At 65.4% G+C, this 19943-nt stretch carries 16 protein-coding genes; 11 read left to right on the top strand and 5 right to left on the bottom strand.

What is annotated here, in order from left to right; translation table 11 throughout:
* Positions 1-31: 31 nt before the first annotated feature.
* Positions 32-2140 carry an alpha-amylase gene (locus E5E96_RS13455; protein WP_171282374.1) on the top strand — a complete coding sequence of 703 codons (2109 nt, stop codon included), beginning with the start codon at positions 32-34 and terminating at the stop codon, positions 2138-2140.
* A 96-nt stretch (positions 2141-2236) separates the two neighbouring features.
* Here E5E96_RS13455 and E5E96_RS13450 read toward each other — a convergent pair whose 3' ends face one another.
* A complete protein-coding gene (locus tag E5E96_RS13450) occupies positions 2237-2863 on the bottom strand; it encodes a glutathione S-transferase (protein WP_171282373.1) in 627 nt (208 codons plus the stop codon).
* Between the two features lie 158 nt (positions 2864-3021).
* On the opposite strand from E5E96_RS13450, the gene E5E96_RS13445 reads away from it, so the two are divergent.
* The 4 genes from E5E96_RS13445 (at position 3022) to E5E96_RS13430 (ending at position 6543) form a co-directional block, all read left to right on the top strand.
* A complete protein-coding gene (locus E5E96_RS13445; protein WP_171282372.1) occupies positions 3022-3666 on the top strand; it encodes a response regulator transcription factor in 645 nt (214 codons plus the stop codon).
* A gap of 87 nt (positions 3667-3753) precedes the next feature.
* Complete coding sequence (locus tag E5E96_RS13440) at positions 3754-4335, top strand: TetR/AcrR family transcriptional regulator (RefSeq protein ID WP_017408581.1); 582 nt, start codon at positions 3754-3756, stop codon at positions 4333-4335.
* A gap of 71 nt (positions 4336-4406) precedes the next feature.
* Positions 4407-5276, top strand: coding sequence for an alpha/beta hydrolase (locus tag E5E96_RS13435; protein ID WP_171282371.1), 870 nt, complete (start codon positions 4407-4409; stop codon positions 5274-5276).
* A 121-nt stretch (positions 5277-5397) separates the two neighbouring features.
* Positions 5398-6543, top strand: coding sequence for a patatin-like phospholipase family protein (locus E5E96_RS13430; RefSeq protein ID WP_171282370.1), 1146 nt, complete (start codon positions 5398-5400; stop codon positions 6541-6543).
* Between the two features lie 85 nt (positions 6544-6628).
* Here the strand turns inward: E5E96_RS13430 and E5E96_RS13425 are convergent, their stop codons facing one another.
* On the bottom strand, positions 6629-8581 hold the full coding sequence (locus E5E96_RS13425) for a monovalent cation:proton antiporter family protein (RefSeq protein ID WP_029303696.1): 1953 nt from the start codon (positions 8579-8581) through the stop codon (positions 6629-6631).
* Positions 8582-8681: 100 nt separating this feature from the next.
* Between E5E96_RS13425 and E5E96_RS13420 the strand changes: the two genes are divergently transcribed.
* The gene (locus E5E96_RS13420; protein ID WP_029301567.1) at positions 8682-9602 is read left to right on the top strand and encodes a GGDEF domain-containing protein; all 921 of its coding nucleotides are present in this window, start codon (positions 8682-8684) and stop codon (positions 9600-9602) included.
* Positions 9603-9667: 65 nt separating this feature from the next.
* Here E5E96_RS13420 and tilS read toward each other — a convergent pair whose 3' ends face one another.
* Positions 9668-11008 (bottom strand): tRNA lysidine(34) synthetase TilS, encoded by a 1341-nt coding sequence (gene tilS, locus E5E96_RS13415; protein ID WP_171282369.1) that lies wholly within the window; start codon positions 11006-11008, stop codon positions 9668-9670.
* A gap of 128 nt (positions 11009-11136) precedes the next feature.
* Here tilS and E5E96_RS13410 point away from each other — a divergent pair, with 128 nt between their 5' ends.
* From E5E96_RS13410 to E5E96_RS13395, 4 genes are all read left to right on the top strand, one after another.
* A complete protein-coding gene (locus E5E96_RS13410) occupies positions 11137-13167 on the top strand; it encodes a M13 family metallopeptidase (RefSeq protein ID WP_171282368.1) in 2031 nt (676 codons plus the stop codon).
* 111 nt (positions 13168-13278) lie between these two features.
* Positions 13279-13716: a PliI family lysozyme inhibitor of I-type lysozyme gene (locus E5E96_RS13405; RefSeq protein WP_016349890.1), complete on the top strand. Its 438-nt coding sequence runs from the start codon at positions 13279-13281 to the stop codon at positions 13714-13716.
* A 364-nt stretch (positions 13717-14080) separates the two neighbouring features.
* Positions 14081-15820 (top strand): ABC-F family ATP-binding cassette domain-containing protein, encoded by a 1740-nt coding sequence (locus E5E96_RS13400; protein ID WP_171282367.1) that lies wholly within the window; start codon positions 14081-14083, stop codon positions 15818-15820.
* A gap of 83 nt (positions 15821-15903) precedes the next feature.
* Positions 15904-16443, top strand: a complete 540-nt coding sequence (locus E5E96_RS13395; RefSeq protein ID WP_171282366.1) for a GNAT family N-acetyltransferase — start codon at positions 15904-15906, stop codon at positions 16441-16443.
* 41 nt (positions 16444-16484) lie between these two features.
* On the opposite strand, the gene yjeH is transcribed toward E5E96_RS13395, so the two are convergent.
* Together yjeH and E5E96_RS13385 are read right to left on the bottom strand one after the other, a co-directional pair.
* Positions 16485-17765, bottom strand: a complete 1281-nt coding sequence (gene yjeH, locus E5E96_RS13390) for an L-methionine/branched-chain amino acid transporter (protein WP_171282365.1) — start codon at positions 17763-17765, stop codon at positions 16485-16487.
* Positions 17766-17888: 123 nt separating this feature from the next.
* A complete protein-coding gene (locus E5E96_RS13385) occupies positions 17889-18785 on the bottom strand; it encodes a LysR family transcriptional regulator (RefSeq protein WP_049048385.1) in 897 nt (298 codons plus the stop codon).
* 244 nt (positions 18786-19029) lie between these two features.
* Between E5E96_RS13385 and E5E96_RS13380 the strand changes: the two genes are divergently transcribed.
* The gene (locus tag E5E96_RS13380) at positions 19030-19941 is read left to right on the top strand and encodes an alpha/beta hydrolase (protein ID WP_171282364.1); all 912 of its coding nucleotides are present in this window, start codon (positions 19030-19032) and stop codon (positions 19939-19941) included.
* The last annotated feature ends 2 nt before the right edge of the window (positions 19942-19943 follow it).

The following is a 19943-nucleotide window of genomic DNA, read 5'->3' as shown; positions in this document are numbered from 1 at the left end:
TGGTCCGCTTAACCCCAGCAAGGAATGGCTTATGCGTCGCACTCCCTCGGTTTCTTCCCTCTGGCTCGCCCTGCTGGCCAGCCCCCTCTTCCTCCATCAGGCCATGGCCGCAGAGGTACGCCTCTACGTGGATGACCAGCCGGTCGGCGCGCCGCTGACGCTGGACAAGGGGGCGGTGCAGATGACCCATCCGCTCACCAAGGGGAGTCACCAGATCCGCATCAGCGACGCAGGCAACAGCTGCGGCACCAGCTTCGGCCCGAGCGAGGTCAAACCGCTCCCCTTCGGCACCGCCCAGCCCATGGACAAGTGCAGCAAGGGGCAGCACTTCAACCTGCGGGTGATGCTGGCAGGGGACTATCAGTTCACCTTCAACCCGGATACCCCCAGCCTCAAGGTGCTGCGAGCCACCAAGAAGAGCGAATTCAAACGCCAGCCGCCAGCAGAGCCCTGCATCAGCTGGGATGGCGGTCCGGTCACGGTATCCCTGAAAGGAGTCTGGCCCGACGGTACCCAGCTGCGGGACGCCTACTCCGGCCAGCAAGGGGTGGTCAAGGTTGGCAAGCTGACCCTGACGCCCAGTAAAGAGAGCGGCGGCCTGCTGCTGCTCGAGCCGGTCAAGGCAGCCACGGCGGCCCCCTTCAGCTGGGATCAGGCGAGCGTCTATTTCCTGCTGACTGACCGCTTCAACAACGGCGATCCCGCCAACGACCACAGCTTCGGGCGCCAAAAAGACGGTCAGGATGAAGTGGCCACCTGGCACGGCGGCGACTTCAAGGGGTTGACCGCCAAGCTCGACTACATCAAGCAGCTTGGCATCAATGCCATCTGGATCACCCCCATGGTGGAGCAGGTGCACGGTTTCATCGGCGGTGGCGAGCAGGGCAACTTCCCCTTCTACGCCTATCACGGCTACTGGGCGCTCGACTTCACCAAGATAGATCCCAACTACGGCGACGAGGAGAGCCTGAAGACCCTGGTGGACGAGGCCCACAAGCGCGGCATGCGCATCATCCTCGACGTGGTGATGAACCACGCCGGCTACGCCACCCTCGCCGACTTGCAAGATCTGGGGCTCACCGACCTCACCCAGAACACCGGCAAACTGCCGGCCCGCTGGAACCAGTGGCGCCCGAGCGGCGGCCTCAACTGGCATGGCTACAACCAGTTCATCGACTACCAGTCGCCGAAGTGGGACCAGTGGTGGAGCGGTGACTGGGTGCGGGCCGGCCTGCCCGGCTACCCGCAGCCCGGCACCGACGACGTCACCGGCTCGGTGGCGGGACTGCCGGACTTCCTCACCGAATCCACCAAGCCGGTGGGGCTGCCGCCGCTGTTGGCGGCCAAACAGGACTCCAGGGCCAAGGCGCGGCCCAACGCCACCGTAAGCGACTATCTGATTGCCTGGCACACCGACTGGGTACGCCGCTTCGGCATCGATGGCTTCAGAGCCGACACCGTCAAACACCTGGAGCCCGAGGTGTGGGCCCGCCTCAAGCAGGCCGGCACCGCCGCCCTCAAGGAGTGGAAAGCCGCCAACCCGACCAAGAAGCCCGATGACCTGCCCTTCTACATGGTGGGTGAGGTGTGGGATCACGGGGTGGCCAAGGATTTCTGGTATCAAAACGGCTTCGATTCGCTGATCAACTTCGACTATCAGCGCGAGTTCGCCCTGCCCCAGGCCCAGTGTCTGGCCAGCGCCGAGCCTACCTATGCCGGCTACGCCAGCCGCATCAATCAGGATCCCGAGTTCAACGTGCTGAGCTACATCAGCTCCCACGACACCAAGCTGTTCTTCGGCGACTATCAGGACGTGCCGTTGCAGCGCCGGGTCGCCAGCAGCTTCATGCTGCTGCCGGGCGGCATCCAGATCTACTACGGCGATGAGTCCGGCCGCGGGCTCGCCAAGGATGGCGGCGTGTTCGATCAGGCACTGCGTTCCGACATGAACTGGCAGGAGCTGGCCGGCGGTGAGAAGGCCGAGCTGGTCAAGCACTGGCAACGGCTCGGCCAGTTCCGCGCCGCCCACCCGGCGGTGGCGGGGGGCAGCCACAAGAAACTGGCCGACAGCCCCTATGCCTTCGTGCGGGAGAAGGGGGATGACAAGGTGGTGGTGGTGTTCGCCGGCCGCCAGCCGTAATCCAGCTTAAGGAATCAACCCCAAACAGAGAGGGGAGCCAGTGGCTCCCCTCTCTTTTGACACCAGCCGTTCAGACAGGCTGTTTCACCCGCAGGTTCACTGCGGCTGATGAGCGGCCGCCGGCCACTGCAAACGCGCCTTGACCAGGGTCTGCTGCCACAGCGGCCAGGCCAGCAGCGCCTGCTGATAGGCGCCCGCCTGCCCCGGCAGCTGGATGCCGTAGCTCGCCAGCCGATAAGCCATCACCGCATAGAAGGCATCGAGGATCCCCGCCTCGCCAAAATAGAAGGGGCCCCGCGCCTGGGACCAGATGGTCTGCAACCGGGCCAGCTCGCCGATGGCTTCCACCGGCGGTTCGCTGCGGGTCGGGGCGCCGAGAAAGAAAGGCAGCAGGGTACGAATTTGGCGAAAACCGGCGTGCAGCTCGGCGCAGAGACTGCGGGCCAGCGCCCGCTCGGCTCGCGCTTCGGGATAGAGCCGGCGCGCGGGGCAGAGCTCGTGCAGGTACTCGGCGATAGCCAGCGAGTCGTGTACCCGCACGCCGTCGTGATCGAGCCAGGGCACCAGGCCGGCGGGGGCCAGCCGCTTGAGCCGCTGCAGCTCCTTGGCATCCTCCAGGTCGAACACCTGCTCCTGCCACTCCAGTCCGCTCATGGCCAGCACCAGCGCCGCCCGCATCGCCCAGGTGGAGCCCGTGCCCACCGTCAATACCAGAGATCCCATCTATTGCCTCCTGCATGGGTTGTTCATGACCATCCCATCTGCCCCAATGGCACGACATCCGACGGTCGCTTCACATTTGCGCGCCGACAGGTTTGACCCTCTCCGGGAGCGGTGCTAGTTTGATTTTCCAAAACAATCAGTTAGCAACAATGTGAGCAATGGACAGCCAATTTACCATCGTCATCGCAGATGACCACCCCCTGTTTCGGGGCGCCCTCTATCAAGCGGTGCACATGGCCATCGACGATGCCCAGCTGCTGGAAGCGGACTCCATCGACAGCCTGGCCCACCTGCTGGGTGAGCACCCGGAAGTCGACCTGCTGCTGCTCGATCTCAAGATGCCGGGGGCCAACGGCTTCTCCGGCCTCGCCCACCTGCGCGGCCAGTATCCCGACCTGCCCATCGTGGTGGTATCGGCTTCGGAAGAGCCCGCCATCATCCAGCAGGTGCTGCGGCTCGGTGCGCTCGGCTTCATCCCCAAATCGGCGCCGATGAAGGAGCTGGTCAACGCCCTCAATACGGTGATCGGGGGTGACAACTGGGTGCCGGCCGGCATCTCGCTCCACCCCGAGCCCACTGACGGCGCCGATTTCGCCAGCAAGCTCGCCAGCCTCACCTCCCAGCAGTACAAGGTGCTGGTGATGCTGCGCGACGGCAGCCTCAACAAACAGATCGCCTGGGAGCTCAACGTCTCCGAGGCCACCATCAAGGCCCACATCACTGCCATTTTCCGCAAACTGGGCGTCAAGAACCGCACCCAGGCGGTCATCGCCCTGCAGCAGATGGATATCAAGGAGGGTTAGCCCTCCCATCCAACCCTCAACTTATCTGCCGCTCGACAAATAGCACGGTCGTACTTTATGCTGCCCAGGTCAATGAAGGAGAGTGCGATGAGCAAGGGCCGGCTGACCCGCGACAACATTTTGCAGACTGCGTTCGAGCAGGCGAGCCAGCAGGGGCTGGAGAGCCTCACCATAGGCTCCCTTGCCAGCGCCTGCGAGATGTCGAAAAGCGGCCTGTTTGCCCACTTCCAGTCCCGCGACAACCTGCAGATCGCCGTGCTGGAGTACGCCGCCGAGGTGTTCCGGGAGCGGGTGATCCAGCCGGTGCGCCAGCAGCAGCACGGCAGCCAGCGAGCGAAGCTGACGGCCCTGCTGCAGGCCTGGCTGGCCTGGAACCAGTGCTTCGCCGGCCGCTGCATGTTCCTCGACGCCTGGACCTCGGCCCAGGAGGGGGAGGTGCAGCAGGCCGCCCGCCAGCTGGTGCGCTTCTGGCTCGACTACCTGGCCCGTCAGGTAGTGCAGGGACAGAGCGAGGGTGAGTGGCGCAGCGACATGGATCCCTGGCGCGCCGTCTATCGCCTCTATGGTCTCTATCTGGCGGATCAGGTGTTCAATGCCCTCGATCTGTGTCAGGATCCGGCCCGCCACTTCTGGCCAGAAGTGGAGACGCTGCTGGATGGCTGGCGCTGATGGATTGACCTCTCTTTTTTAAAACCGACAAAAAAGCACGACCGTTCGCACATAAAAACCACAGGATGACCATGAGCAGCAAGATCTACTTCAACACCCGCCGCTTCAGCCCGAGCAAATGGCTGCTTGGCCTTGGCACCCGCTTGCATCACACCCTGGCCCCCGCTCATGCCAAGCGCACCGCCAGCAAGCTGCTGCTCACCCCCCAGCGCAACCAGCGGGATGGCACGGCGCCGGCCGGACTGGTCAAACAGGCCGTGCACACCAGCGAAGGCACCCTGATGAGCTACCGGCTCGGCCAGGGGCCGGTCTGGCTGCTGATGCACGGCTGGTCAGGCAGCGCCGGCCAGTTCTACCCGCTGATGAGCCACATCGCGGCCCAGGGCTTCACGGCCATTGCCTACGATCACCCGGCCCACGGCCACAGCGCCGGCCATACCGGCCACCTGCCCCGCTTCGTGCGCGCCTTCGACGAACTGGTGGAGAAGATGACCGCGGAGTACGGCCCGCTGCAGGGCGTCATCGCCCACAGCATGGGGGGCGCCGTCACCCTCTCCAGCCGCCGACGCGAGCTGGATGCCCTGCCGCTGCTGCTCATCTCGCCGGTGCTCGACTACGTGCCCCAGCTCTACGGCATGGTGGCGCGCTCCGGCTACTCCATCCGGCTGTTCGATGCGGTGGTCAAGGAGATTGAACAGGAGTACCAGCACCCCTTGAGCACGGTCGACCCGCTGGGGCGGCTCGCCGGCCGCAGCGGGCTCGCCATCATAGTGCACGACGAGGAGGACCGCTTCGCCCCGCACGGCGATTCCCTGCGCGCCACCCAGGATGGTCGCACCCGGCTGGTGAGCACCCGCGGCCTCGGCCACGGCCGCATCCTCGCCAGTGCCCCCGCATTTGCCGCATTCGATCAGCTGAGCGCCGCTCGCCGCGCCAACTAAACAGCCTCAAAAAGGGCCTGCAAAAAATGGTTGGCAGGCCTGTTTTTATATTTGATACAGCGTCTTATAGTTAAATTGCTCGGTGGCAACACCCCCAGTGGCATGCATAAGGCGCAGTATCATGGCCAAACCCAACACAGCTCTTCTGTTGACCGGTGGTGGTGCCCGCGCCGCCTATCAGGTCGGCGCCCTCAAGGCGATCGCCGAGTTCTATCCCCGCAATCTCGGCATTCCGTTTCCCATCCTGTGCGGCACCTCGGCCGGCGCCATCAATGTCACCGCGCTGGCCTGCTACGCCTCCTGCTTTCATCTGGGGGTACGCAAGCTGGAGTGGGTCTGGCGCCGCTTCGAGACCCACCACATCTTCGACTTTCACCCGGGGCGCCTGTTGTGGCGGCTGATGTATGAGGGCTCGGCCGGGCTCATCAATCCCCACACCAACCACGCCTTTCACCTGTTCGACAACGCGCCGCTGCGCCGCCTGCTGGATCAGCTCATCGACTATCACCGCATCGATGACAACATCCTCTACGGCAGTCTGGAGGCGCTGGCCATCACCGCCTCCGACTACGACGACGGCCTCTCCACCACCTTCTTTCAGGGGCGAGCCGAGCACCTGCCGTGGGAGCGGGCCAGACGGCGCGGGCTGCGCACCCTGCTCACCTCGGATCACCTGCTCGCCTCCTCGGCGCTGCCGTTCGTTTTCCCGGCCACTCACATCGGCGACAAGTTCTACGGCGACGGCTCCATCCATCAGTTGAGTCCGCTCAGCCCCGCCATCCACCTGGGGGCGGAGCGGATCCTGCTGATCACCCTGGATCCGCCGGCGCACACGGCCCCCACCTTCCACCATGGCCACCTGACCAGTTCCAACATCGCCAGCCACCTGCTGGACACCGTCTTCACCGACACCCTCAACTCGGATCTGGAGCGATTGTGGCGCATCAACCAGACCCTGGCTCTCATCCCGGAGCGGGAGCGCAACCGGTTGAAACTCAAACGGGTGGAGACCTGCGTGCTCAAGCCGAGCCAGGATCTCGACCTGCTGGCGCTGGCCTATCTGCGCAAACTGCCGGTGCACCTGCGCCGCCTGCTGCGGGTACTGGGGGTGACGGGGGACGAGACCAGCAGCCTGGCCAGTTTCCTGATGTTCTATCCCGGCTACTGCCAGCAGCTGATCAAGCTGGGCTACCTGGATACCCTGAACGAGCGCCGGCGGGTAGAAGCGTTTCTGGGGATAGAGGAGATGGTACCGGTCGAAGCCTGAATTGGCCTCTTGAGGGTGGGCCGGTACGCCCGTCAGCAAGCGGCTCACTCACCTTCGGCATGGATGAATACACATTAAGGGAGGGCTAACGCCCCTCCAGCAGGCGCTGCTCCGCCTGCTCCACCGCCACCCCATTGCCGAACAGCACCAGCCGATCCCCTGCCGCCAGCACCAGCTCAGGCTTGGGCTCCAGCCGCAACTCGCCGCGCTGTACCTCCTTGATCCGCACCGTCTCCAGCGCCAGGGCCTGCACGCTGCGCCCCACCGCCCAGGCCTGCTCGTGCAGCAGTACGGGGTGCAGCCGCTCGAGCAGCTGGTCCGTTTCCAGATTGCCGGCGCTTTGATCCCCCCAGTAGAAACCGTGCAGAAAGCGGTACTGGCTGCTGCGCTCGTGCTCCATGCGCCGGATCACCCGGCCGATGGGGATGTCGCAATTGAGCAGCAGGTGGGAGACCAGCATCAGGGCCCCCTCCTGGGATTCGGGGATCACCGCAAAGGCGCCCGCCCGCTTGAACGCCTCCAGAAAACTGTCATCCCGGGTGCGCACCAGCACCTTCACCTCCCCCGCCAGTTCCCTTATGAGCGCCAGCATGGCCTCCACCCGCTTGTGATCGTCAAAGGTGATGATCACCAGCCTGGCCCGCAGCAGACCGGCGGCCAGCAGGATGTCGCGGCGGCTGGCATCGCCAAACGCCACCTGCTCCCCCGCCGACTTGGCCTCGCTCACCCGCTCCGGGTCGAGATCCAGCGCCAGGAAGGGGATCTCCTCCTGCTTGAGAAAACGGGCGCAGGTCTGGCCAGCCCGACCAAAGCCCGCGATGATCACATGCTGGGTCTTGCTCAGGCCCGACTGGGCCACCTCGGAGCGGGTGAGCAGGGCAGGATCTGTGAGGGAGCGGGCCAGATGATGGGCCTGCAGCACCAGCCAGGGCGTCATGGCGATGGAGGTGACACCGATGCCGATGAGCAGGGAGACCAGCCGATGGTCGAGCAGACCGTGGTGGTTGGCCAGTGCCAGCAGCACGAAGCCGAACTCCCCCACCTGGCTCAGCATGATCCCCGCCGCCATGGCATCACGCTTGCGCTCCCCCATCAGCCGGCCGGCCAGCAGCACCAGCAGGGACTTGAACAGGATCAGGCAGAGCACGCTGGTGGCCACCAGCCACCAGTCCTGCGCCACCCGCTGCCAGTCCATGGTCATGCCGATGGTGATGAAGAAGAGCCCCATCAGCACGTCCCGAAACGGCCGGATGTCCACCTCCAGCTGATGGCGATAGTGGGACTCCCCCAGCATCATGCCCGCCAGAAAGGCCCCCAGCGCCATGGAGAGCCCCATCCACTGGGTCAGCGAGGCCGCCAGCAGCGCCACCAGCAGGGCGCTCAGCACGAACAGCTCGTCGGAGCGGGCCCGCGCCACCTCGTGAAACAGCAGCGGCAACAGCCACTTGCCCACCGCCAGCAGGCTCAGCAGGGCAAACAGTCCCTTGAGGGTGGCCCAGGCGATCTCCGCCAGCAGGGCGCTGCCCTGGATCTCGGGCCTGGCCAGGATGGGGATCATCACCAAGAGCGGCACCACCGCCAGATCCTGAAACAGCAGCACGCTCACCCCGAGCTGGGCGCGGCGGGTGTGCAGCTGCTTCTGCTCCCCCAGCTGCTTGATCACCACGGCGGTGGACGAGAGCGCCAGGGTGCCAGATACCACCAGCGCCTGGGGCAGGCTCAGGCCCCACCACCAGGCAATGGCGAAAAACAGCAATGACGTGAGCAACACCTGCAGACCGCCCACCCCGATCACCAGCCGACGCATGGCGATGAGGCGGGGCAGCGAGAATTCGAGGCCGAGCGAGAACATCAGAAAAACGATGCCAAGCTCGGCGATGGTCTGCATGATCGCCTGGCCGGTGATCACGGCCACGCCATAGGGGCCGAGCAGTACCCCGGCAAGCAGGTAAGCGAGGATCACCGGCTGGCCGAGGCGCCGGAAAATCGCCACCAACAGCACGGCGGCAAGCAGCAGGATCAACACATCTGCGTACAATATTTCCTCCCTTTTTATCTACTTAAGCCTAGCCAGCCACTCTTGTTCGCATCGAACATATTTTGGGCACAAGGATTGCAGGTAAGTGTCAGGAAGTAGGTTGTTTGAGGGCTGTACCGTGGAAAACACATCATCATTGAACGGTCTGGGACATGGCATCGAGCAGTGGGTTCGCCAGATGGAGCGGCTCACGCCGCTGGCCAGTCAGGATCGCAACCAGTTGCTCGAGTTGTTGTTGGTGCAGATGGACCTCGGCAGCCTGCTGGCAACCTTTGCCGATCGTGCGGCAAGAATTGTCCGGATCCACAGCCTGCACTTCGACTGCGGCCAGCCTCATACCCTGATCCAGCATCCGCCCCAGGCCAGCCTGACCCTGCACAGCTACCCGTTCGAGCTGCGCGGTCAGCATGGCCAGCTGATCGGCCAGTTGCACTACACCCTGGAACATGCCCTGAGCGGCAGCCAGCAGCGGATCCTGCAGCAGTATCACCAGCTGCTCTGCCTGCCCCTGCCCCTCTACCTGCGTCTGTCACAGCTGGAGCTGCAGGTCAGGCTCGATCACCTGACCGGGCTCGGCAACCGCTCCTACTTCGACGAAGCCATCGGCCGGGCGGTGGAGCAGCACAGCCGGGAATCCCACGGCCTGGTGCTGGTGCTGCTGGATCTCGACAACTTCAAGCAGATCAACGACACCTGGGGTCATCCGGTCGGCGATCTGGTATTGAGCCGCTTCGCCCAGCTGCTGACCCACTGCATCCGCAGCACGGATCAGGCGTTTCGCCTCGGCGGCGACGAGTTCGCCCTGCTGCTGCAACCCGCCGAACCCGAGGCCTGGCGCCCGGTCTGGCTGCGCCTGCAGCACATGCTGATGATCCACAAGGAGCTCAGCACCTTCTCGGTCGGCTGCAGCCTGGGAGCCGCCAGCTGGCAGTCCGGGGTGGACGTGCACAGCCTGTACGAGGCCGCCGATGCCCACCTCTATGCCCGCAAGAAGGCGGGCAAGGCCGGCCTGCTGGACTGAACCGACCAGCCGCTGAATACGACAAGGCCGGCATATGCCGGCCTTGTCATTTGCAACGGATAGGATCAGGCGGGAGGCTGACAGGCCGCCGCCGGCAGCCAGTGCCAGGCCAGACCGGCGCCCTGCGTCATGAATCCGTCACAGAAGAACAGCTCACCTACCGCCGCCACCTGCTCGCCATAATAGAGGATGGGAATGCGGCCGCGCTGCCAGGAGGGAACCCCGTACTCCTGCAACAACTTCTTGAGGCGCCGGCTGCCGCCACGCCCTACCGGCTTGAGCATGCTGCCGGCGGCCACCCCGAAGCGCACCGACAGCGGCTCGTCCGCCCTTGGCAGCCGCAGCCCCTCGCCTTCCACTCGCGGCAGCAGCCGCACCTCCCCCAGCCCGTCCGGCAGGATCAGCGTCTCCCCCACGGCCAATGTCAGCTGCTCGTGGCGAGGCTGCAGCCCGGGTCGCACCAGATGGAGCCGCCCCTGAAAGCGGCGGCAGCTCTGCCCGCCCCAGTTGAGCTGGGGATTGGCGTCTTCCCGTGCCAGCGCCACCTCCTGCCAGAGCAGACCGAGCTGCTCGCGGGAGGGCATCTCGCCCCCCTGGCGGCGGATCCAGTAACGCAGCAGGTTGTTGCGCCGGGTAGCTGACAGGGCCAGCAGCGGCGCGATCTGCAGCACCTCTCCTGCCGCCGCCAGCCGCCAGTCGGCCTCTGCCAGCTCCTCCAGCAGCGCCTCCTGCTCGGCGCACAGCGCCATGCTGCGCGCCGCGGTCTGGGCCATGGCGGGCCAGCGGGCCTTGAGCTGGGGAATGAGCCGTTGGCGCAGGAAGTTGCGGTCATAACTCACATCTTGGTTGCTCTCATCCTCCACCCAGCCATAGGGGAGGCTGGCCGCCGCATCGGCAAGCTCGGCCCGGCTCACCTCGAGCAAGGGGCGCAGCAACAGGCCACCGGCAAAGGGCTGGCTCGGCACCATGCCCGCCAGCCCGCGCAGACCGGCGCCGCGCTTGAGCGCCAGCAGCAGGGTCTCCAGCTGATCGTCCTGGTGGTGGGCGGTTAGCAGCCACTCCCCCTCCCCCAGCTGAGCGGCGAGGCGCAGATAGCGGGCCTCCCGCGCCTGCGCCTCCAGGCTGTCGCCACTATCCCGCTGCAGTTGCACCCGCTCGACCAGCAGCGGCACCGCCAGTTGCTGACACACCGTTTCGCAGTGGGTCACCCACTCGTCGGCATTTGGGCTCAGGCCGTGATGAACGTGCAGGGCGCGCAGCACCAGCCCCTGCTCGCGGGCAAACTGCGCCGCCAGCACCAGCAGCACGGTGGAGTCGAGCCCGCCGCTGAAGGCCACCAGCAGACCACGGGAACCTTCCGGCGCAGGCAGAGTCTGACAAAAACGAGAATAAATACGAGAAATCATAGGCTTCCCCAATACGACCAGGCCGATCTTAGCAGACTCGGGCTTATCAAGCGCTAACCCGACTGCTAGAGTGAGACGCTCCCTGCGTGGGCAAGGAAGCCGCATAACCCGAATTGGAATCCAACATAATGAACAACAAAAAAAGCATACTGGCCGCCCTCGTCGGGCTGGCCCTGCTGGCCGGCTGCAGTCAGGCCCCGGACGGCGCAGACAAACACTCCGGCCTCGCGCTGGCCAACATGGACACCAGCGTCAAACCCGGTGACGACTTCTTCCGCTACGTGAACGGCCACTGGCTCTCCACCGCCAAGATCCCGGACGACAGACCCGCCGACGGCGCCTTCTACATGCTGCGCGACAAGTCCCTGGCGGATGTGCGAGTACTGGTGGAAGGGCTGGACGGCAAGGCCGCCGCCGGCACACCGGCCCAGCAGATCCACGACCTTTACCAGAGCTACCTGGATCAGACGACCCGCAACGCCAAGGGCACGGCGCCGCTGATGCCGATGCTGAGCGAGATCGAGCAGATCCGCACACCGCAGGATCTGGCCCGGGCCTTCGCCCAGAGCGGTCGCAACGGCGGCGGCGCCCCGTTCGGTTTCTGGGTCGATGCCGACGCCAAGGCGCCGGACAGCTATGCGGTCTACCTCTACCAGGCCGGGCTTGGTCTGCCGGATCGGGACTACTACCTCAAGACGGATGCCGCCAGCCAGGCGCTGCGCCAGAAATACGAGCAGCACATCGCCACCATGCTGGGCCGCTTCGGCGAGGCGGATGCGGGGGCCAAGGCCAAACACATTCTGGCCCTCGAGAGCAAACTCGCCCGGATCCAGTGGGACAACGTCACCCTGCGAGATCGGGAGAAGAACTACAACAAGGGGCCCCAGAGCGAGCTCAAACGCCTCGCCCCCGCCATCGACTGGAATGCCTACCTGACCCAGGCCGGCCTCGCCGGCCAGAGCAGCCTCATCATCGGCCAGCCCACCTATCTCGCGGCCCTCAACGAGGTGGTGCAGCAGACCCCGGTCGGCGACTGGCAGGCCTACCTCAAGTGGCACCTCATCACCGATTACGCCCCCTACCTCGACAGCCAGACCGATGCCCAGAACTTCTCCTTCTTCGGCACCACCCTGAGCGGCACGCCCAAGCAGCGCGCCCCCTGGGAGCGGGCCCTCGGCGTGCTGGACGATCACCTGGGCGAGGCGGTAGGCAAGCTCTACGTGGAGCGCTACTTCCCGCCAGAGGCCAAGGCCCGCATGGAGCAGCTGGTGGAAAACCTGCGCACCGCCTACGGCCAGAGCATCGAGGAGCTGGACTGGATGTCGCCGGCCACCAAGGCCCAGGCCCAGGCCAAGCTCGCCAAGTTCCGTCCCAAGATCGGCTACCCGGACAAGTGGAAGGATTACAGCGCCATCGCGATTCACGCCGACGATCTGGTGGGCAACCTGCAGCGGGCCCGCGCCTTCGAATACGCCGACAACCTGGCGCGCCTCGGCAAGCCGGTAGACAGGGACGAGTGGCACATGTCGCCGCAGACGGTGAACGCCTACTACAACCCGAGCAACAACGAGATCGTCTTCCCGGCCGCCATCCTGCAGCCTCCCTTCTTCGACATGACCGCAGATGACGCGGTCAACTACGGCGCCATCGGCGGGGTGATCGGCCACGAGATGGGTCACGGTTTTGATGATCAGGGCGCCAAATCCGACGGTGACGGCGTGATGCGCGACTGGTGGACGCCCCAGGATCTCAAGGAGTTTCGCTTCCGCACCAGCCGGCTGGTGGCCCAGTACAACCGCTTCGAGCCCATCAAGGGGCAGTTCGTCAACGGCCAGTTCACCCTGGGAGAGAACATCGGCGATCTGGGTGGCCTTACCATCGCCCACAAGGCCTACCTGCTGTCGCTGGATGGCAAGGAGGCCCCGGTGCTGGACGGCTTCACCGGCGAGCAGCGCTTCTTCCTCGGCTGGGCCCAGGTGTGGAAGGGCATGTATCGCCCCGAGCTGATGCAGATGCTGCTCGCCTCGGATCCCCACTCACCGCCGGAATACCGGGTCAACGGCGTGGTGCCGAACATCCCCGCCTTCTACGAGGCGTTCAAGATCCAGCCGGGTGACAAGCTCTATCTGGACCCGGCCAAACGGGTCAAGATCTGGTAATGACCGCCCCGATGAGGGGCGGATGACGCGAACCGGCGGGGACAGCCCGGCCGGTTCGCACAGTGACACAGGTGGCGGGCAACCGCCGCCGCAGTAACAAGGGTCAAACCGATGAAAGCCTTGCTCATGACACTCGGCCTGCTCACCCTGCCCCTCGCCAGCCAGGCGGCGGACGGGTTCTTCAAACAGCTGACGCTCCCCTCAGGCCAGGTAGTGACCGTCAGCGAAGGGCGCGGCGAACCTGCCTCCACCGGCAGCTACGACGTGCGCCTCTACTCCGGCGCCAACCCCCAGTTCCCGCTGGATCAGTTCATCGACGGCAAGGTGTTGCCGCGCGATGGCAGCATCAAGGAGCTCAAGCTGCTGGATCTCAACGGCGACAAGCAGCCCGAGCTCATCGTCGTGGTCGAGAGTGCCGGCAGCGGCAGCTACCTGAGCGCCGACGCCTTCACCATCAACCCGCAGGAGGGGCTGGACAGCTTCAACCATGTGGAGGGGCTGGCCCCCAATGAAGATGTGATCCAGGCGCTCAAGACCCCGCGCGACTGACATCCCCATCACCACGCCCCGCCCAGCGGGGCGTTTTTTTGTCCCGCCACTGACAAAGCGCCTTCCCGCCTCACCCGCAGGGCACCGCCATGGATAGACGGTTATTTTTTCTGCGCTTATAATCGCCGCACCGTGCCATCACGAAACACAAGGAGGTAAAAAATGGTTATCCAAGCGTGTCCGATGTTCTCGGCTCGCCTGTTCGGCACATTCGCGTGCTCTTGCCTGCATACCATCGCGCTGCGATAGCGGGTTCGAGCAAAGCCGACTCCCTTCCATACCGAGACCTTTCTCGACTCTGCCGTTGTCGCCAGCGCTCCTGATGACAGGGATTTCTGATCCCGCGATTTAAGAGAGCAAGAGCATGACAACCCTGATGAGTACCCATTCCCTGCAGATGAGTGCGGGGCACCTTCCGTTATTTGACCACCTCGAACTCGGCATCCGCGCGGGCGACCGGCTCGGCCTTGTCGGTGCCAACGGCTGCGGCAAGAGCACATTGCTGGCACTGCTGGCGGGCGAGCGCACGCCCCAGGCCGGCCGGGTCGTGCAGGCGGCCGCCTGCCGCTGCGAGTTCGTGGCCCAGCAACTGCCAGTCAGGCTTTCAACCCTCAGCACCCGCGCCGTGCTGCTGGATGCGCTGGGCAACGACCCGAGCGCCGAATGGCAGGTGGACAAGCTGCTGGCCGAGCTGCAGCTGGAGGCCCAGGCCGCGCTGCCGGTCAGTGCGCTGAGCGGCGGCCAGCACAGCCGGCTGCAGATAGGCCGCGCCCTGCTGCGCCAACCCAACCTGCTGCTGCTCGATGAGCCCAGCAACCACCTGGACTTGCCCGCCCTGCTCTGGCTCGAGCAGTTTCTGCTGGGCTGGCGCGGCGCCTTCGTGCTGGTCTCCCACGATGGTCGCCTGCTGGACCGGGTCACCGAGCAGACCCTGATCCTGCGCGATGGCCAGCTGCACCGCTTCGCCCTGCCCTGCAGCCAGGCCCGGGCGGCGCTGGCCGCCGAGGACGAGCAGGCCCGTCTGCGCCGGGCCGACGAGCAAAAAGAGATCGACCGCCTGAGCGCCAGCAGCAAACGCCTCGCCATCTGGGGGCGGGAGCATGACAACGAGAAGCTGGTGCGCCAGGCCAAGTCCATGGAGAAGCGCATCGCCCGCCTGCAGGAGGAGCAGAGCCAGGTGGCTGCGCTGGCCCCCTGGCGGCTCGAACTGCGCGGACTCAGCCTGCCTGCCGACACCCTGCTGCGGCTGGAGGCCCTCGACGTGGCGCCGGCGCCCGCATTGCCGCCGCTGCTGCGGGCCGAGGAGCTCTGGTTGCGGGCGGGGGACAGGGTCGCCCTGCTCGGTGCCAACGGCACCGGCAAGTCCTCCCTGCTGCGTCAGTGCTGGCGCGAACTGGCCGCGCAGAGCCCGCAGGCAGGCTGGTACTGCCACCCAGGTGCCAGCATCGCCTATTACGATCAGTCCCTGCAGCAGCTGGCTGACGATGCCACCCTGTGCGACGCGCTGTACCCCCTGGCCCCTCTGCCTGAGGTGACGCGGCGACAGGCGCTGATCCGGGCGGGCTTCCCCTATGCCCGCCACGGTCAGCAGGTGCACAGCTTGAGCGGGGGCGAGCGGGCACGGCTGCTGTTTCTCGCCCTGTCGCTCGGCAGCCACCACATGCTCTGGCTCGACGAGCCCACCAACCACCTGGATCTGGCGGGCAAGGAGCAGCTGGCCGAGGCGATTGCCGCCTTCCCGGGCGGTGTGCTGCTGGTCTCTCACGACCGGGAGCTGATCGAGCTCAGCTGCAACCGCTTCTGGCTGATCAAGGACGGCCGCATCCAGGAGGCTCACAGCGCCGAGCGGGCCTATGCCGAGCTGCTCGGCGATGCGCCCTCGCCGGCAGCAGACAAGGCAAGCCTGGCCGCCCCCGCCATGGGGCAGGCCCCGGCCGGCCCGGCGGATGACGAAGAGGCGCTGCTGGCACGCTGGTATGAACTCGATGCCCTGCTCGCCGCCGATCTGGCCCGCAAGCCCAGGCACCAGACCCCGCGCCTGCAGCAGCAGTGGCGTGACGAGCTGGCCAGGCTCACCGAGCAGCTCGGGCTGGTCGGATCATGAGTAGAGCCATCAACCGGCTCTGCCAGCCATCCCTGTTTGACTCAACACTCGCGGCCAGCCACGACTGGCCGCAAGGAGCCACCATGACTTCAACGCAACAACCCCACATCAGGCTGGATCCGGTCAGCGACGCCGATCTGCCCCACATCTTCCGCGGCCTCTCCGATCCGCGGGTCATCGCCTACTACGGCGTCAGCTACGACAGCCTGACGGCGTGCCAGGCCCAGATGGCCTGGTATGCCGAGCTGACCCGCACCGGCCGTGGCGCCTGGCACCTCATTCGCGACCGCCACACGGGCGAACCGCTCGGCGCCATCGGTTACAACGATGCCGACCCGACTCACCGGCGGGCCGCGCTGGGCTACTGGCTCTATCCCGAGCATTGGGGCAAGGGGGTGATGAGCGTGGCGCTGCAACTGTGGCTGCCGCTCACTTATCGCACCAGCGAGCTGCACCGGCTACTGGCAGTGGTGGAGGAGCCCAACCTCCCCTCCGCCCGCCTGCTGGAGCGGGCGGGCTTTCACTACGAGGGCACTGCGCGGGAGTGCGAGCGCAAGGGGGATGGTTTTATCTCCCTGCGCCACTACGCCATCTTGCGCAGCGACCTGCCCGCCAGCATCTGACCAGCAACAAAAAGCCCCGCACTGCGGGGCTTTTTTTCGGGTTACTTGATGGCGCAGACACCCTCATCGGACGCCGAGCGGCGGCGTCTGCGCCGCCACAACGAGAAGCAGCCGTACCCCAGACTGAGCACGACGGCATAGAGCACCTGGGAGGCGAGCGCTACCAGCACCAGGGCACAGAGCAGCACACTCACCCCCGCCAGCCCCTTGCCCACCCCGCCGAGCAGGCGCCAGCCCGCCGCCATGCAGAGCAGGTAGACCAGCACGAAGTTGCCGTTGGCGTAGCGGATCAGCTCATCGAGGGGCAATCGCAGCCAGATGATCAGGGTGATGCAGACCAGACAGATGGCGAGCACCAGACTCAAGGCCCGCAGCGGCGCGCCACGGGCGGTGAGGCGGGCCAGCGAGACCGGCAGCTTGCCTTCGCGCGCCATGCTCCAGATCAGCCGAGCAAACCCCTGCAAGTAGATGTTGATGCTGGCAAAGCAGGAGAGATAGCCGAGCACCGCCACCAGCCACTTGGCGGTGGGGCCGAACAGCAGCGAGAGCAGGACCGGAATGGCGGTGGCGTTGGTCGCCTCATCGCCGTAGAGGCCGTATTTGAGCACCACCAGCGAGTGCACCCAGTAGATGAGCCCCGCCAGCAGCACGCCGCCGAGCAGGGCCAGCGGATAGTCCCGCTCCGGTCGCTTGAACTCCTCCCCCATGTGGGCGAAGGCCTCAAGCCCGACGAAACACCAGAACATCACCGCCAGCGCGGTGGCCATGGCAGGCCACTCGTCCGTCGTCGGCAGCGGCCGGGCGGCGTCGCGCCAGCTGATATCCCCCTTGAACCAGATGAGCAGGGTGAGCCCCAAAATGGCGAGCGCGATCAGCAGTTGCAGGTTGCCGGAAGAGCGCGCCCCGCGCAGCCCGAGCAAAAATACCCCGAGCAGGGTGAGCAGCTGGATGCCCCACAAGGTCCACTCCCCCAGATCGAACAGGGCGTGCCAGAAGCCGGCGGCGATCATCAGGGCGGCGGGCAGGCCCACCGGCAGCACTGCCAGAAACAGGAAGGCGGAGAAGCGCTCGGCGCCGTTGCCAAAGGCGAGGCCAATCAGGTGCGGTGCCCCGCCGGCGTGGGGATAGCGGCGGCCGAGGCGAGCGAAGGTAAAGGCAATCGGCAGTACCAGCGCAATCAACAGCAACCAGGCCCACAGCGAGGCCCCACCCGCCAGCGAGGCGGCAGTCGCCGGTACCACGAAGATCCCGGTGCCCAGCAGCGAGGTGGCGAGCAGCCCCATCCCCTGCCAGAGCCCGAGATCCTTTTTCAACCCAGACATATCCTTTTGTCCCGACTAGAAAAACATCCCGCCATGTTAGGCCTACCCCGCTCCTTTGTTAAGCAGGATGGCAAGAATATGCAGCGCTTTATTCAGGCCGGGAGGCTCGCGGGTGAGTCGAGGTCAGCTGCGGTGGCGCAGCGCCCCCAGCAACAACGAGAAAGCGGGCGAGGCCTGCAAGCGGCTGGTGTAGTAGAGGTAGTAACCGGGGTGCACCATGTTGTAACCGGCAAGCACCTCCTCCAGCCGGCCATCCGCCAGATAGGGCTCAGCCATGCTCTGGGGCAGGTACGCCAGCCCGTAACCGTCGAGTGCCGCCTCAAGCACGTTGCCGATGCTGTTGAACACCAGTTGCCCTTCGCCACGGATCTTGAGCTCCCGCCCCCCTTCCAGAAAACTCCAGGAGAAAAATCCGCCCTGGGTCGGCAGACGCAGATTGATGCACTGATGGACGCTGGCGATCTCCTGCGGCCGGCTCGGGCGGCCATGAGCCGCCAGATAGCGGGGGGCTGCCGCCACCAGCATCCTGATCTCGGGGCTGATGGGAGTGGCAATCATGTCCTTGGCGATCAAACCGCCGCGACGCACCCCGGCGTCGTAGCGCTCGGCGACGATGTCCACCAGGCCGTAATCGGTGCTGAGTTCGACCCGAATATCCGGATAGTGGTGCAAAAAGGTGCTGATCTTGGGCCAGAGCACGGCGCGAATGGCGTATTCGTCCGCCGTGATGCGGATGGTGCCGGCCGGTTTGTCCCGCAGCGCCGTCAGCTGGCTGAGACCGCTGTCGATCTGCGCCAGCGCCGGTCCCACCAGCGCGATCAGCCGCTCACCGGCTTCAGTAGGGGTGACGCTGCGGGTAGTGCGTGACAGCAGCTTGAGGCCGAGTCGCTGCTCCAGGGTCTTCACCGTCTGGCTGATGGCGGACTGGGACGTCCCGAGCTGGGCAGCCGCGCGGGTGAAGCTCTGCTCCCTGGCCACCACCATGAAGGTCGTCAGCTCGTTGAGGTTCTCTTTCATCATTGATTAGTCATGGTGATAACACTGCCTCGATTATACGCCCCATCCAGATAAGTTTTCTCACCGCTGCTGCCCTGCTGTGCCAGAGTCCATCCGCGTCCCGCTCGCAACGTCACCCGATTCTTGCCGCTATTCATAAGAAATCAGTATTAAAGCATTCGGATTGGGCCATCTAATCAAATCAAAGGTGGCGGCATATGCTCTCTTCGTCGCCGCATCCTGGCGCCCCACTCCCAAGGAGCACACCATGCACCCCGTTCGCTTTGCCAATCAACACCTGAGCCTGGCCGGCCACCTTCATCTGCCTGCTGACCTGCAAGCGGGCATACGCTACCCCGCCATCGTCTGCGTTCACCCTTCCGGTGGCGTCAAGGAGCAGACCGCCGGCCTCTATGCCACGCACCTGGCAAAGGCCGGTTTCATCGCGCTGGCCTTTGATGCCAGCTATCAGGGAGAGAGCGAGGGTGAACCGCGCCAACTGGAAAATCCCCATGTGCGCGTGGACGACATCAGCGCCGCCGTCGATTACCTGACCACTCTGGCCGAGGTCGACCCCGAGCGCATCGGCGTACTCGGGATCTGCGCCGGAGGCGGTTACGCCGCGGCTGCAGCCATGATGGACACCCGGCTCAAGGCGATCGGTACCGTGAGTGCGGTCAACTACGGTCAGATGTACCGCCAGGGTTGGGACAAACGCGGCACGCCGGCCGAGTGTCTGGCCTTGCGCGACCTGGCGATGGCCGCACGCACTGCCGAGGCGACCGGCGCAGCCATCCAGTACCTGCCCACCACGCCGCTCAGCCGTGAACAGGGAGAGCAGCTTCATCCGGATTGGGCGGAAGCCTTCGATTACTACCGCACGCCACGGGCCCGGCATGACAACGCCCCGAGTCGGCTAACCACCCGCAGCCTGGCCCAGCTGGTGACGTTTGATGCCTTCCACCAGGCTGAACTGTTCCTGACCCAGCCCCTGCTGCTGGTGGCAGGCAGCGAAGCCGGCACCCGCTGGATGAGCGAAGCGCTGTATCAGCTGGCCGCCAGCGCACACAAGGGGTTGTTCATCGTCGAGGGAGCCACCCATATCGGTTTGTACGACCAGCCCCAATGGGTCGACGGCGCGCTCACCGGCCTCATCCCCTTCTTTCATACCCACCTTTGATT

The sequence above is a fragment of the Aeromonas sp. 1805 genome, assembly GCF_013085525.1.
In the GTDB taxonomy this organism is placed as follows: domain Bacteria; phylum Pseudomonadota; class Gammaproteobacteria; order Enterobacterales; family Aeromonadaceae; genus Aeromonas; species Aeromonas hydrophila.
The sequence above is the reverse complement of the archived record's forward strand: the minus strand, read 5'-3'. Positions and strand labels throughout refer to the sequence as shown.

Coding starts and splice junctions, on each gene's coding strand:
- E5E96_RS13455 (WP_171282374.1), top strand. CDS start 32: ATGCGTCGCACTCCCTCGGTTTCTTCCCTCTGGCTCGCCCTGCTGGCC.
- E5E96_RS13450 (WP_171282373.1), bottom strand. CDS start 2,863: ATGGGATCTCTGGTATTGACGGTGGGCACGGGCTCCACCTGGGCGATG.
- E5E96_RS13445 (WP_171282372.1), top strand. CDS start 3,022: ATGGACAGCCAATTTACCATCGTCATCGCAGATGACCACCCCCTGTTT.
- E5E96_RS13440 (WP_017408581.1), top strand. CDS start 3,754: ATGAGCAAGGGCCGGCTGACCCGCGACAACATTTTGCAGACTGCGTTC.
- E5E96_RS13435 (WP_171282371.1), top strand. CDS start 4,407: ATGAGCAGCAAGATCTACTTCAACACCCGCCGCTTCAGCCCGAGCAAA.
- E5E96_RS13430 (WP_171282370.1), top strand. CDS start 5,398: ATGGCCAAACCCAACACAGCTCTTCTGTTGACCGGTGGTGGTGCCCGC.
- tilS (WP_171282369.1), bottom strand. CDS start 11,008: ATGATTTCTCGTATTTATTCTCGTTTTTGTCAGACTCTGCCTGCGCCG.
- E5E96_RS13410 (WP_171282368.1), top strand. CDS start 11,137: ATGAACAACAAAAAAAGCATACTGGCCGCCCTCGTCGGGCTGGCCCTG.
- E5E96_RS13405 (WP_016349890.1), top strand. CDS start 13,279: ATGAAAGCCTTGCTCATGACACTCGGCCTGCTCACCCTGCCCCTCGCC.
- E5E96_RS13400 (WP_171282367.1), top strand. CDS start 14,081: ATGACAACCCTGATGAGTACCCATTCCCTGCAGATGAGTGCGGGGCAC.
- E5E96_RS13395 (WP_171282366.1), top strand. CDS start 15,904: ATGACTTCAACGCAACAACCCCACATCAGGCTGGATCCGGTCAGCGAC.
- yjeH (WP_171282365.1), bottom strand. CDS start 17,765: ATGTCTGGGTTGAAAAAGGATCTCGGGCTCTGGCAGGGGATGGGGCTG.
- E5E96_RS13385 (WP_049048385.1), bottom strand. CDS start 18,785: ATGATGAAAGAGAACCTCAACGAGCTGACGACCTTCATGGTGGTGGCC.
- E5E96_RS13380 (WP_171282364.1), top strand. CDS start 19,030: ATGCACCCCGTTCGCTTTGCCAATCAACACCTGAGCCTGGCCGGCCAC.